At 57.8% G+C, this 13,688-nt stretch carries 8 protein-coding genes, 2 tRNA genes and 2 rRNA genes; 3 read left to right on the top strand and 9 right to left on the bottom strand.

Going from position 1 to position 13,688, the window contains the following annotated elements; all coding sequences use genetic code 11:
• Positions 1-54: 54 nt before the first annotated feature.
• A complete protein-coding gene (gene rimI, locus CI807_RS10165) occupies positions 55-507 on the bottom strand; it encodes a ribosomal protein S18-alanine N-acetyltransferase (RefSeq protein ID WP_095014576.1) in 453 nt (150 codons plus the stop codon).
• Positions 500-1,246 carry an energy transducer TonB gene (locus tag CI807_RS10160; RefSeq protein WP_095014575.1) on the bottom strand — a complete coding sequence of 249 codons (747 nt, stop codon included), beginning with the start codon at positions 1,244-1,246 and terminating at the stop codon, positions 500-502. The genes rimI and CI807_RS10160 overlap by 8 nt, the downstream gene beginning before the upstream one ends.
• Before the next feature lie 187 nt (positions 1,247-1,433).
• Here CI807_RS10160 and mksB point away from each other — a divergent pair, with 187 nt between their 5' ends.
• Genes mksB through mksF form a run of 3 tightly spaced genes read left to right on the top strand, consistent with a single transcriptional unit; the run spans position 1,434 to position 6,245 of the window.
• Entirely contained in the window at positions 1,434-2,711 is a 1,278-nt protein-coding gene (gene mksB, locus CI807_RS10155; protein ID WP_095014574.1) for an Mks condensin complex protein MksB, read from the top strand.
• Entirely contained in the window at positions 2,701-3,408 is a 708-nt protein-coding gene (gene mksE, locus CI807_RS10150; protein WP_095014573.1) for an Mks condensin complex protein MksE, read from the top strand. Before mksB ends, mksE begins: the two co-directional genes overlap by 11 nt.
• A complete protein-coding gene (gene mksF, locus CI807_RS10145) occupies positions 3,405-6,245 on the top strand; it encodes an Mks condensin complex protein MksF (RefSeq protein ID WP_095014572.1) in 2,841 nt (946 codons plus the stop codon). Before mksE ends, mksF begins: the two co-directional genes overlap by 4 nt.
• A 61-nt stretch (positions 6,246-6,306) precedes the next feature.
• Here mksF and CI807_RS10140 read toward each other — a convergent pair whose 3' ends face one another.
• From CI807_RS10140 to CI807_RS10110, 7 genes are all read right to left on the bottom strand, one after another.
• Positions 6,307-8,610: a PqiB family protein gene (locus tag CI807_RS10140; protein ID WP_095014571.1), complete on the bottom strand. Its 2,304-nt coding sequence runs from the start codon at positions 8,608-8,610 to the stop codon at positions 6,307-6,309.
• Positions 8,603-9,226 (bottom strand): paraquat-inducible protein A, encoded by a 624-nt coding sequence (locus tag CI807_RS10135; protein WP_033898388.1) that lies wholly within the window; start codon positions 9,224-9,226, stop codon positions 8,603-8,605. The genes CI807_RS10140 and CI807_RS10135 overlap by 8 nt, the downstream gene beginning before the upstream one ends.
• Complete coding sequence (locus CI807_RS10130) at positions 9,213-9,872, bottom strand: paraquat-inducible protein A (RefSeq protein ID WP_095014570.1); 660 nt, start codon at positions 9,870-9,872, stop codon at positions 9,213-9,215. Before CI807_RS10130 ends, CI807_RS10135 begins: the two co-directional genes overlap by 14 nt.
• Before the next feature lie 157 nt (positions 9,873-10,029).
• Positions 10,030-10,145, bottom strand: a 5S ribosomal RNA gene (gene rrf, locus CI807_RS10125).
• A gap of 156 nt (positions 10,146-10,301) precedes the next feature.
• Positions 10,302-13,193: ribosomal RNA gene (locus tag CI807_RS10120) — 23S ribosomal RNA — on the bottom strand.
• A 247-nt stretch (positions 13,194-13,440) separates the two neighbouring features.
• Positions 13,441-13,516: transfer RNA gene (locus tag CI807_RS10115), tRNA-Ala, on the bottom strand.
• 30 nt (positions 13,517-13,546) lie between these two features.
• A tRNA-Ile gene (locus tag CI807_RS10110) sits at positions 13,547-13,623 on the bottom strand.
• Positions 13,624-13,688: the final 65 nt, after the last annotated feature.

Raw genomic sequence — 13,688 nt, 5'->3', positions numbered from 1 at the left:
TGGCGATCTTGAGGACGCTATCGCCAGCAAGCCGGGCTCCTACAGAGGGGCGCGTCAGTCGACCAAGGTGCATGCCATGACGACCGCATCTTCGCGGCCCCCCACGGCGGGGTAATAATCCCGCCGACGGCCGATTTCGTTGAAGCCATAACGCTCATACAGGCGGAACGCGCCGGTGTTGCTGTCGCGCACTTCCAGGAAGCACTCACGCGCACTGGCAGCGTAGGCGCGGGTCATCAGGTGCTCCAGCAGCGCCAGGCCAAGGCCGCGTCCCTGGTTTTCCGGTTTGACGGTAATGTTCAGCAGGTGGGCCTCGTCGAGGATGATCTGCACCACACCATGTCCTACTTGCTGCTCACCTTCAAACATCAACCAGATCTGGTATTTGCCCAGCCCATCGAGAAAGATCCCACGGGTCCAGGGGTGGCTGAACGCCGCGTATTCGATTTTCAGCACGGCGTCGAGGTCAGCCTCGGTCATCGGGCGGAAGGATAAAGCCTCACTCATCGGTTGTTTTCCAGCGCGCCATCAGCCGGCGCATGGCTTGCCAGACATCAGCCTTACGCTGTGGCTCTTCCATTAATAATTCCAGGCCCGGCAGGGCCCACACCGAGCCCAGTCCTTCGACCTGCAGTTCGCGGTACCAGGCTTCGGCATTGGCCTCACCGGCAAAGCGCACGGCGGGCAGGCCGATCAGCCACAGGCACACGCAGGGTTCGTCTTCCAGGCGCGCCGACAAAAAACCTTGCACAAAATCCCGAGCCGCTTCCGGGCCCTGGTCCATGTTGCCGCGCACCAACAGCGGCCAGCGCACCGGGTCGCCGACGATTTGCGGGCTGTCGGGCAGGCCGGCGGCGCGCAGCATGTCCTTGAGCAGCATGTAGGCGGGGTCGCGGGTCTGGAAGCGTTCGCCGGTCGGCAACTCGACCAGCAGCAGGCAGCGTCCGGCCCGCAGCAATTGCAGGGCGAAACGCGGCGGCGGCACCACCGGGGCCTTGACCACCGGGGCTGCCTCTTCCACGACTTTGGCCGCCTTGGTCACCGGTGACGGACGCGGCACCTCGACCTTCGCCCGTTCGACGACCGGGCGCACTTCAGGCGCAGGCTTGACCACCGCCACCGGCGCAGCCGCCTCCTCGCCGGACGACTCGAACGCCTCATAGGGCTCAAGCGCCTGCAACAGCTCCGGCCGCGACGGTGCGGCAAACGGCAGTTCGGTGCGGGGCAGCCAGTTGACCACCTGCATGGCGGTCAAGTAAGCGCGACGTCGGGACTCGATAAGCACAGCTCGGCCACTTGTGGATAACTAAAGAGCGGGGATTCTACCGCTGTTCGGCAACAATCGCCCACTGCGCACTGACCGGCTGTGGATAAATCCCGCGTCCGATGCAGTACAATCGCGACTTTTAATCGCCAACCAGCCGGCCATTCCGATGATCGAACCCAAGCGCGTCTTGCGCGCCCTCGCCGAACACTGGGCCCTGCTTGAGCCACTGTGCGAACACTTCGACCAAGGCACCTTGAGCCTTGGCGAGTTGCGCGCGCAATTGGCGGCCCAACAACTGGACAGCACGCCACAGGACATTACCAGCCTGCTGGACGTGTGGATTCGCCTGGACATCCTGGTGCCTGTCGCCAAGAGCCCGAACCGTTTCGAGCTCAACGCACAGATCCACGACTTCCTGGCTTATCTTCGCAAGGAGCACCGGCTTGGCCTGTGCCTGGAAATCGAAGCCTACCTGCGCCACCTCGAGCGCCTGGCAGGCTACATCCAGGACGCCTTCGACATCCGTGATGGCCACGACCTCGCCCGCCAACTGCGCCTGCTCGACATGCGCGTGCGGGACGTGCTGAAAAAACTCGCCAACGACGAACAAGCCCTGGCCGCCGTGGCCGACCGGGCCAAGACCAGCGACCGGCAGATCCCGTTGCGCCAGCGTTACGCCGAAGTCCTGGCAACCTGGGACGAATACGTCGAACCGATGATCCAACTGGTGAACGCCGACGGCGCCTTCGAACAAGGCGTGCGCAAGGTGGAAAATGTGCTGCTGCGCATGCTCACCGAGCAACAGCGCCTCGGCCACCTGGTGGATGACGACATGCTGCTGCGCACCCACGCGCGCATCCTCGAAATGCAGACCAGCGCCCAGCTGACCTTGCGTCATGCCCGCGAACTGCTGCTACCGCTGCGTGAAGAAGCGCGCCGGCACAACGCCGTGACCCGTGGCGCGGCGCTGGCCCTGTCGGCCATCCGCCGTAAAGGGCTGGACGCGGTGCCGCAAGCGGCGATGCCGATGTTTACCCGACCGCAAAGCACCTTCCTCGGCAGTGCCAGCCAGGTGGAAGCTTATGTGTACGCCCTGGCGAACTTTGAGCCGAAACCGGCGAAGTTTCCGAAGGCGCACAAATCCTACAAAGGCGAAGCCCAACGCGCGCCGCGCACGGTCAAGGAGATGCTCGAACGCTGCGAAGACGCGCTGCCGATGCCGGACCTGATGACCTGGCTGCTGGAGCAGGAGCCGGAAGGCGCCACCGACGAATTGCTGTACTGGTTCTCGCGCCTGTCCCGCGAGAAACGCTTCAAGCGCGAACGCCTGGAACGCCGCGACTACCACACAACCGAGCACCAGGTCAGCCTGCGCTCCTTCGCCCTGCTCCCGGCCGGATCCGACGCCGCCGAGCACTCTGCGAGTACACCCCATGCATCTTGATCTATCCGAACTGTCCCAACTGGCGCCGATCTTTCGCGAGCTGTTCAAGGGTTACCACGTCAGCCGCCGCGACCCGGAGCTGTACGCGCAACTGTCGAACTTCCAGGACCAGTACCGCACGTTGTTCAAGGCCCTGGGCTTTGAACTGGTCTGCGATACGCGGGGTTTCTACTACTTCGTGCCGGACACCGCCGTGGCCGCCGCGCAGGTGAACAAGACTGCCCAGCGCCTGGCATTGTTCACCTTCATCATCGTCGAGCACCTGGCCGACCAGGGCCGCGACCCGATTGCCGTGCTTGATGGTGGCAGCCTGGGCCGCGATGAACTGCCGTCGCTGCTGGAGAAGTACCGCGACCTGTTTATCCAGGCCGAAGTGCAGACCCAGGAAGAGCTCGAAGAGAAAATCATGCGCCGCATGACCCAGCTGGGTTTTGCCAGCGAAGACAACGGCATCTATCGCTTCCTGCCGCCCATGCACCGTTTCCTTGATGTGTGCCTGTCGGTGCAGCAAGACCGTGATCTCGCGGCCAGCGTGCACAGCGTGCTGCCACTGCCGGCGCCGGTGATCATCGATGAAGACAGCGATGAGAAATTGCTGAAAACCGATGACCCGCTGGACTTGAGTGACTTTGCCGACGAAAGCGAAGAAGACGCCCTGACCCGCGCCATTGCCGAAGAACAGGAGACCGACGCATGAGTAAGGAACGCTACGGCATCCGCCGCTTCGCCCTATTGAACACCGCCGGTTACAGCCTGGGTTTGTTCCCGCTGGAAGAACCGCTGTCGGTGTATGGCGCGAACAACCTGGGTAAATCCGCCTCGATCAACGCCTTGCAGTTCCCGATCCTGGCGCGCATGTCGGACATGAGTTTCGGCAAGTACACCCTGGAACAATCGCGGCGCTTCTACTTTGCCACCGACACCAGCTACATCCTGGTGGAAGTTTCCCTGCCCCACGGCCCGCATGTCATCGGCGTGGTCGGGCGTGGCCCGGGCGGCGGTTTCGGTCACCAGTTCTTTGCTTATGCGGGCAAGCTGGACCTGGCCCACTACCAGAAAAACGACACCTGCCTGCGCCAGAAAGAACTGTTCACCAACCTTGAGCGCGAAGGTTTGAAAGCCTACGAACTCAAGCCGGATGAACTGCGCCGTTTGCTGGTGGGCGGCCACACGTCGATCCCATTGGACCTGACCCTGATTCCGCTGCGTTCCACCAGCGAGCAGAGCCTGAAGACCTTCCGCGCGCTATTTATCAACCTGCTGCACATGCGCGAAATCACCGCGGCCAAACTCAAGCAATTGTTCCTCGATGCGTTTGAACACAGCCTGCGCTCCGGCAGTGTGGATTACATCGCTGCGTGCGAAGAAGCCTTCCGCGATGTACGACGCATGGAGCAGGACTACAACTCGCTGGTCGCCGCCGGGCCGCTGGTCGAGGCGCTGTCCAATGGCGTTCGCCAGCGCGACGTGTTGCGCGGCAAGTTGCATCGCCTGTCGCCGTTGCTCGATTCGTTGCTGGGCACCTGGTCGGACTATGCCAGTGCGCGCAAGGAAGAGCTGACCATCCAGGCCGAGCACTACCGCAATGAACAGGACGCGCTGCAGAACGACCAGCGTGGCGGCACGCAGGAGCTGATGCGCCTGGAGCGTGAGATCAGCGGGATCCAGCGTTGGCTGGGCGAGCTGTCGGTGCTCAAGCATCGCTTTGCCCTGGTGGATGACGTGAAAGTACTGGAGCAGCAGTTGCTGGCGGCCAAGGATGCGCACGATGAATTGGCGGGTGCCTTGGCGCAGTCCCGGCAGTTCAGCGCCGAGGACCTGGACGAGCGGCTGCGTGACTTGGAAAAGCGCTTGAAGTCGGTCAAGCAGCAGCTCGATCACGCCGACAACAACAGCTACGCCAAGCTGCGGGAGGAATTCTCACAGCAGGACGTCGAGCGTCTGATGCGCCTGTTCAACAGTTCGTTGTTCAGCCTGCCGTTGGGCGAGCACGGCATCACCCTGGACGAGGATGGCCAGTGGGTCAAATCCCTGGAGCAGATCCTCGATGGCTTCAAGGGCGAGCGCTTTGAAGTGCCGGGGCTGTCCATCGACATCTCCCACATTGAACCGCCAGCGTTGCAGGCACTTGCAGACCGCGCGGCGTTGCGCGACCAGAAAGAGCGTCTGGAGAAAGAACTCAAGCAACTGAAAACCCAGCAAGCCGTAGCCTCTGACCGCGCGGCGAGCAAGACTCAGACCGAAGCGTTGTACCAGCAGGTGCTGGATGCGCAAAAGGCCCTGGAAGACTTCCGCCGCGCCCAAACCCTGAGCGCAGAAGAAGGCGAGAAGCTGGAAAACCTGGTGCAGATGGAAGCGGCGCAGGATGAGTTGAAACGCTCCAGTGATGCCTTCACTGAACGCGTCCAGCAACTGTCGGCCAAGCTGCAACTGGTGGGCCGTCAGATCGGCGATATGGAAGCCAAGCAGCGCACGCTGGATGACGCGTTGCGCCGTCGTCAGCTGCTGCCGGCTGACTTGCCGTTCGGTACACCGTTCATGGACCCGGTCGATGACTCCATGGACAACCTGCTGCCGTTGCTCAATGACTATCAGGACAGTTGGCAAGGGTTGCTGCGCGCTGATGGCCAGATCGAAGCGTTGTATGCGCAGGTGCGCCTCAAGGGCGTGGCCAAGTTCGACAGCGAGGATGATGTCGAGCGTCGCCTGCAGTTGCTGATCAACGCTTATGCACACCGTACCGATGAAGCCCTGACGCTGGGCAAGGCACGCCGTGCGGCGGTCACCGATATTGCGCGGACCCTGCGCAATATCCGCAGCGACTACGACAGCCTTGAACACCAACTGGCGCTGTTCAACCGCGAGATCAACAAGCGCCAGGTGTCCAACCTGCAAAGCTTCCGCATCGTGCTGGCGCCGAACAAGGAAGCGCTCAAGCATATTGACCAGATCATCCACAGTGCCGGTCAGTATGAAGAAGGCGAAACACTGTCGGTGTTTGACCTGAGCCAGAGCGCCGAGCAGGACAACAAGAACGAAGAAGCCAAGGAATACCTGGCACGCCTGGTGGCCGCCAATCATAACCAGTTGGGCCTCAAGGACTTGTTCGAGCTGGCGTTCGAGATCACCAAGGTGCATGGCCAGCCGGTAATCCATACCGACATCGATGGCGCGGCGTCCAACGGCACCACCATGACCATCAAGGCGCTGACCAACATGTATTTGTTGCTGCACTTGATGGACCGTGACCAGGCCGGACGCGTGCGCTTGCCGTACTACCTCGATGAGGCGGCGGACATCGATGAGAAGAACCAGGCGGCGTTGCTGGAGACCAGTTTGCAGCTGGGTTTTGTGCCGATTTTGGCGAGTGTGAAGCCGCAGGTGTCGGCGCAGGTGGCGATCGACCTGGAAGGTGGCAGTGGCCCGAACGGGATCTATATCGATGAGGCGGACTGGAAGTACATCCGTCGCCACGATGTGGTGAAGGCGACAGTGAATGTGCAGGCGGATGAGCCGGAGCTGGATGAGGTCTGATTTGTTTCGCTGAAATGCAAAAGGCCGCGATCTTCTGGATCGCGGCCTTTTTTGTGAGCGCTTATTTACCGAGTGGTATTTTAGGCGCCCAGGTCAGCCACTCATCTTCAAACTTGTCGAACAGCGGGAAGGTTTGTTGTGGCCTGGCGGCATTGCCCATGCGCTCGCCGTCCGGTGTCGCGAAGGCGATGCCACCGGCAACCAACGTCTCCAAGGATTCAGTTCGCACAGTAGCGCCTTTGAATAGACCGAAGTCGAGGCCAAACCCACTGGTATTCCAGAAGCGGCTACCGCCTCGTACCAGTGGCGCATATTTAGGCTCGATCAGGATATGGATCAGCACACGGTCTGCGGTCTGGCCCAATTCGTAGCCGGTCACTTTGCCCACGGTGACTTCGCGATAGGTGACCGGTACACCTTCCTTCAGCGAACCGCGGCGTGCGGCGCTGAGGGTCAGACTCAAACCAGCTTCCTGATGCACAGCTTCTGGGGGTTGATCCAGCGCGACAAAACTCTTTTGTGGGCCGGCATTTTTTGCCGCTGGCTGCACTTCGATGTATTGCCCAGTGACCAGGGTTTCCAGGTTGGAGGTTTTCATCAGACCCAGCTCAGGCTTGACCACCCAGAACTGGCTGCCGACGCGTGCGATGCGGTCTGCTACTTGAGTGATGCGTGCGCTGAGCAGCACCGATTGCATGTCGGCACTGAGGTCGACACTTTCAATCTTGCCCACATCCAGGCCTTTGAAACGTACCGGAGTACCTGGACGCATGCCGTCGGCGCGGTCGACCTTGATGGTCACCAGGGTGCCGTGCTGGTTGGCGGCTTCGCGGTCTGCAAACAGACGGAAACGCGGGATGCGCTTTTTCAGCGGTACGTTTGGTTCCGGGGTTTCGAACGCGATGCCGCCGGCCATCAGGCTGGCCAGGGATTCACTCTTGACCTGGATGCCGCCGGTGAGGCCACCGGTCAGGGTGACGCCGCTGGCGTTCCAGAAGCGCGTCGATCCGTTGACCAGGTTTTCGTATTCCTTCTCGATGTGGACGCCGATCACCAGTTGCTTGTTCTTGCGCGAGAACTGGTAGCTCTGCACCGAGCCGACCTTGACCTGCTTGTAAAGGATCGGGCTGCCGACATCCAAGGAGCCGAGGTTGTCGGTGAACAGCACCATGTGCAGACCTGGCGAGCGCAGGTCCAATGGTGGTGCCTTGGCGCGGGCCACGTACTCCCTTTGTGGAGGGGTGCCTTTGTCGCCTGGGCGAATGGCGATGTAGTTACCCTTGACCAAGGCCTCAAGCCCGGTGATACCTGCCAAGGATATGGAAGGTTTGACGACCCAGAATTGAGTGTCCTGTACCAGGTAATCTTCGGCCAGGGGATCGAGCGTCAGTTCTGCGTTGGCACTGGAAAGGTCTGGGTTGATCTTCAGGGTTTTCAGGCTGCCGACCTGGATGCCTTTGTACATGACAGGGGTGCGCCCCGCCTGCAGGCCTTCGAAGTCGGTGAGCTTGACCTTGACCCTGATGCCGGCAGCGGCCGCATCGAAATCTTCATACAAACGGAAGGGCAGGCTCGGATCGGTGGGCGGACTGTCCTTGCGATTCTCCGGCGTGGCGAAGGCGATACCGCCGGCGACGATACTGGAGAGCGATTCGCTACGGACTTTCACACCGGACAGGTTGGCGTCGATGCTGATGCCGCTGGCGTTCCAGAAACGTGTGTGTTTACGCACCAGGCTGGCGTAGGTGGGTTCGATGTAGACCTTGATCTCGACCGTGCTCTGGTCTTCGGAGAGCAGGTAGCTTTTGACTTGGCCGACCTGGATCTGTTTGTAGAACACCGGACTGCCACGGTTGAGTGAGCCAAGGCGGTCGGCCTTGACGGTCAGGTGCAGGCCGGGCTTGGCATCGGACAAAGGCGGCTCTTCGGAGAGCGCCTTGAATTTGCGTGTGGGTTCCCCGTCGCCAGGGCTCGCGGCGATGTAGTTACCTGACACCAGGGTTTCCAGGCCGGTGATACCGGCGAGGGTGACGCTCGGTTTGACCAGCCAGAAACGCGTGTTGGTCTTGAGGTACTGGTCGACGTCCTTGTTCATCTCGATGGTGGCGATCACCCCGCGATTGTTACCTTCGTCATCCAAGGCCAGCGCCTTGACCTTACCCACCGGCATGCCTTTGTAGACCACTTCGGTCTTGTTGACCTGGATGCCTTCACCGCTTTCAAAGCGCACCTGGATATCGATGCCCTGTTGGGAATAGGCACGCCACCCCAGCCAGCCACCGATGATCAGGGCAATCAGGGGCAGCACCCAAATGGCCGACCAGTTGGAGGCTGGGCGGGTTTTAGCTTTAGGCAAATCACTCATGGTCGTCGTCCGACTCCGTGTTATCCCAAATCAGTCGGGGATCGAAAGTTACTGCGGCAAGCATCGTCAAGATCACCACACTGGCGAACGCTGCCGCGCCGAGATTGGCCTCGACACTGGCAAGGCGCCCAAAGTTTACAACCGCCACCAGGATGGCGATCACGAAGATATCCAGCATGGACCAGCGGCCAATGAATTCGATAAAGCGGTACATCACAATGCGTTGTTGCGCGGACAGCGGTTGGCGACGCTGCACCGAGAACAGTAGCAGACCTATGCCGACCAGCTTGAACGTGGGCACCAGGATACTGGCAATGAACACCACAGCGGCGATGGGGAACATGCCGTGCTGCACCAGTTGGATCACACCCGCCATGATGGTACTGGGATCGCCCTGACCAAGGGAGTTGATAGTCATGATCGGCAACAGGTTGGCGGGAATGTACAAGATGGCCGCCGTAATCAGCAGCGCCCATGTGCGGGCAAGGCTGTTGGGGCGACGAGCATGGATCAGCGCACCACAACGCGTGCAAATTTGCTCGTCGCTGTCGGCGTCTTGTTTGTTCAACTCGTGGCATTCGGTACAAATCAGAATGCCTGCATCAATCGCCCGCATGTTCATCCTCTCCTGACAACGCTTGCCAGATCTGGTGGGGCGACATCACCACCTCAAGCAACACCTGAACCATTAACAAGCTGACAAAGCAGACAAGACCGAGACCTACCGTGATGGCGGCCATATCGGCGAGTTTAACGATCGCTACCAGGACGCCCATCAGATAGACCTCCAACATCCCCCAGTCTTTCATGTGATGGTAGATGCGGTACAACAGCAGTCCATAACTGCGGCCGATGCTCCATCGGATGCTGAGCAACACTGCCAACTGGCAGAGCAGCTTGAGCAAGGGAATACCCATGCTGCACAGGAAGACGACAGCGGCGACGCCTTGCATGCCGGTATCGAACAGGGCGACGACGCCGCTCCAGACGGTGTCTTCGGAGGACTGCCCAAGTAGATTGAGCTGCATGATCGGCAGAAAGTTCGCGGGGATGTACAACAGCAACGCCGCCAGCACCAAGGCAAGGCTTCGCTCAACGACGTTATGGCGGTGAGCGTACAGCTCGTAACCGCAACGCGGGCATTGGGCTTTTTCGCCGAGGGCGAGCACTGGTTTGCGCATCAGTAAATCGCACTCATGGCATGCCACCAGGTCGTCCAGTGGTAAATCCGACACCTCAAGGGCATCAACCGGATCGGGCATAGGTAGGGCTCAGACTCTAAAAAAGGTTAGGTGCCTATTCTAGTGGTCTGGTTCAGAAATAACTGTGCAAATTTGTCGGGGGATTTGCGGTGCTGAACTTTTCGACCGCCCAAAACAAAACCCCAACTGCTTTCGCAATTGGGGTTCTGGAATTTAATCTTGACGATGACCTACTCTCACATGGGGAAACCCCACACTACCATCGGCGATGCATCGTTTCACTGCTGAGTTCGGGATGGGATCAGGTGGTTCCAATGCTCTATGGTCGTCAAGAAATTCGGGTACTGAGTCGTGGCGTATGCCTCGCTTCAGCAAATTGGGTATGTGACAGCTTTCGGTGTTTTGTGAGCGTCGAACTTTCGGTTCATTTTCGTCTTCACACACCGCAATCTGATGCTCTTTCGAGTAGTCAAATTGCTTGGGTGTTATATGGTCAAGCCTCACGGGCAATTAGTATTGGTTAGCTCAACGCCTCACAGCGCTTACACACCCAACCTATCAACGTCGTAGTCTTCGACGGCCCTTCAGGGAACTCAAGGTTCCAGTGAGATCTCATCTTGAGGCTAGTTTCCCGCTTAGATGCTTTCAGCGGTTATCTATTCCGAACATAGCTACCCGGCAATGCCACTGGCGTGACAACCGGAACACCAGAGGTTCGTCCACTCCGGTCCTCTCGTACTAGGAGCAGCCCCTCTCAAATCTCAAACGTCCACGGCAGATAGGGACCGAACTGTCTCACGACGTTCTAAACCCAGCTCGCGTACCACTTTAAATGGCGAACAGCCATACCCTTGGGACCGGCTTCAGCCCCAGGATGTGATGAGCCGACATCGAGGTGCCAAACACCGCCGTCGATATGAACTCTTGGGCGGTATCAGCCTGTTATCCCCGGAGTACCTTTTATCCGTTGAGCGATGGCCCTTCCATACAGAACCACCGGATCACTAAGACCTACTTTCGTACCTGCTCGACGTGTCTGTCTCGCAGTCAAGCGCGCTTTTGCCTTTATACTCTACGACCGATTTCCGACCGGTCTGAGCGCACCTTCGTACTCCTCCGTTACTCTTTAGGAGGAGACCGCCCCAGTCAAACTACCCACCATACACTGTCCTCGATCCGGATAACGGACCTGAGTTAGAACCTCAAAGTTGCCAGGGTGGTATTTCAAGGATGGCTCCACGCAGACTGGCGTCCACGCTTCAAAGCCTCCCACCTATCCTACACAAGCAAATTCAAAGTCCAGTGCAAAGCTATAGTAAAGGTTCACGGGGTCTTTCCGTCTAGCCGCGGATACACTGCATCTTCACAGCGATTTCAATTTCACTGAGTCTCGGGTGGAGACAGCGCCGCCATCGTTACGCCATTCGTGCAGGTCGGAACTTACCCGACAAGGAATTTCGCTACCTTAGGACCGTTATAGTTACGGCCGCCGTTTACCGGGGCTTCGATCAAGAGCTTCGCGTTAGCTAACCCCATCAATTAACCTTCCGGCACCGGGCAGGCGTCACACCCTATACGTCCACTTTCGTGTTTGCAGAGTGCTGTGTTTTTAATAAACAGTCGCAGCGGCCTGGTATCTTCGACCGGCATGAGCTTACGGAGCAAGTCCTTCACCCTCACCGGCGCACCTTCTCCCGAAGTTACGGTGCCATTTTGCCTAGTTCCTTCACCCGAGTTCTCTCAAGCGCCTTGGTATTCTCTACCCAACCACCTGTGTCGGTTTGGGGTACGGTTCCTGGTTACCTGAAGCTTAGAAGCTTTTCTTGGAAGCATGGCATCAACCACTTCGTTAACTAAAAGTTAACTCGTCATCAGCTCTCGGCCTTAGAATCCCGGATTTACCTAAGATTCCAGCCTACCACCTTAAACTTGGACAACCAACGCCAAGCTGGCCTAGCCTTCTCCGTCCCTCCATCGCAATAACCAGAAGTACAGGAATATTAACCTGTTTTCCATCGACTACGCTTTTCAGCCTCGCCTTAGGGACCGACTAACCCTGCGTCGATTAACGTTGCGCAGGAAACCTTGGTCTTTCGGCGTGGGTGTTTTTCACACCCATTGTCGTTACTCATGTCAGCATTCGCACTTCTGATACCTCCAGCAAGCTTCTCAACTCACCTTCACAGGCTTACAGAACGCTCCTCTACCGCATCACTTACGTGATACCCGTAGCTTCGGTGTATGGTTTGAGCCCCGTTACATCTTCCGCGCAGGCCGACTCGACTAGTGAGCTATTACGCTTTCTTTAAAGGGTGGCTGCTTCTAAGCCAACCTCCTAGCTGTCTAAGCCTTCCCACATCGTTTCCCACTTAACCATAACTTTGGGACCTTAGCTGACGGTCTGGGTTGTTTCCCTTTTCACGACGGACGTTAGCACCCGCCGTGTGTCTCCCATGCTCGGCACTTGTAGGTATTCGGAGTTTGCATCGGTTTGGTAAGTCGGGATGACCCCCTAGCCGAAACAGTGCTCTACCCCCTACAGTGATACATGAGGCGCTACCTAAATAGCTTTCGAGGAGAACCAGCTATCTCCGAGCTTGATTAGCCTTTCACTCCGATCCACAGGTCATCCGCTAACTTTTCAACGGTAGTCGGTTCGGTCCTCCAGTTAGTGTTACCCAACCTTCAACCTGCCCATGGATAGATCGCCCGGTTTCGGGTCTATTCCCAGCGACTAGACGCCCTATTAAGACTCGCTTTCGCTACGCCTCCCCTATTCGGTTAAGCTCGCCACTGAAAATAAGTCGCTGACCCATTATACAAAAGGTACGCAGTCACCCAACAAAGTGGGCTCCCACTGCTTGTACGCATACGGTTTCAGGATCTATTTCACTCCCCTCTCCGGGGTTCTTTTCGCCTTTCCCTCACGGTACTAGTTCACTATCGGTCAGTCAGTAGTATTTAGCCTTGGAGGATGGTCCCCCCATATTCAGACAAAGTTTCTCGTGCTCCGTCCTACTCGATTTCATGACTAAGAGATTTTCGCGTACAGGGCTATCACCCACTATGGCCGCACTTTCCAGAGCGTTCCGCTAATCTCAAAGCCACTTAAGGGCTAGTCCCCGTTCGCTCGCCACTACTAAGGGAATCTCGGTTGATTTCTTTTCCTCAGGGTACTTAGATGTTTCAGTTCCCCTGGTTCGCCTCTTGCACCTATGTATTCAGTACAAGATAACCATCTTATGATGGCTGGGTTCCCCCATTCAGACATCTCCGGATCAAAGTCTGTTTGCCGACTCCCCGAAGCTTTTCGCAGGCTACCACGTCTTTCATCGCCTCTGACTGCCAAGGCATCCACCGTATGCGCTTCTTCACTTGACCATATAACCCCAAGCAATCTGGTTATACTGTGAAGACGACATTCGCCGAAAATTCGAATTTCTCAATTAAGAGAACTCACAAATTTTACCTTAGCCTGATCCGTTACCAGTGAAAGTAACGTTCAGTCTATCTTTCTATCACATACCCAAATTTTTAAAGAACGATCTAATCAAAGACTAGAAATCAACATTCACCATCACACTGATGGAATGCTCATTTCTAAGCTTTCATAACGCAGAAGCAGTAGTGGTGGAGCCAAACGGGATCGAACCGTTGACCTCCTGCGTGCAAGGCAGGCGCTCTCCCAGCTGAGCTATGGCCCCATATTTCTACAGGCGTTTCCCACACAAAATTGGTGGGTCTGGGCAGATTCGAACTGCCGACCTCACCCTTATCAGGGGTGCGCTCTAACCAACTGAGCTACAGACCCAATTTCGGGCTGCTTCTTTATCGTCTTCTTCAATGAATCAAGCAATTCGTGTGGGAACTTATGGA

It is taken from the genome of Pseudomonas sp. NS1(2017) (assembly GCF_002269425.1).
Classification (GTDB): Bacteria; Pseudomonadota; Gammaproteobacteria; order Pseudomonadales; family Pseudomonadaceae; genus Aquipseudomonas; species Aquipseudomonas reactans.
The sequence above is the reverse complement of the archived record's forward strand: the minus strand, read 5'-3'. Positions and strand labels throughout refer to the sequence as shown.

Bases quoted from the DNA above. Each gene is read 5' to 3' on its own strand.
- rimI (WP_095014576.1), bottom strand. From the start codon at position 507: ATGAGTGAGGCTTTATCCTTCCGCCCGATGACCGAGGCTGACCTCGAC.
- CI807_RS10160 (WP_095014575.1), bottom strand. From the start codon at position 1,246: ATGCAGGTGGTCAACTGGCTGCCCCGCACCGAACTGCCGTTTGCCGCA.
- mksB (WP_095014574.1), top strand. From the start codon at position 1,434: ATGATCGAACCCAAGCGCGTCTTGCGCGCCCTCGCCGAACACTGGGCC.
- mksE (WP_095014573.1), top strand. From the start codon at position 2,701: ATGCATCTTGATCTATCCGAACTGTCCCAACTGGCGCCGATCTTTCGC.
- mksF (WP_095014572.1), top strand. From the start codon at position 3,405: ATGAGTAAGGAACGCTACGGCATCCGCCGCTTCGCCCTATTGAACACC.
- CI807_RS10140 (WP_095014571.1), bottom strand. From the start codon at position 8,610: ATGAGTGATTTGCCTAAAGCTAAAACCCGCCCAGCCTCCAACTGGTCG.
- CI807_RS10135 (WP_033898388.1), bottom strand. From the start codon at position 9,226: ATGCGGGCGATTGATGCAGGCATTCTGATTTGTACCGAATGCCACGAG.
- CI807_RS10130 (WP_095014570.1), bottom strand. From the start codon at position 9,872: ATGCCCGATCCGGTTGATGCCCTTGAGGTGTCGGATTTACCACTGGAC.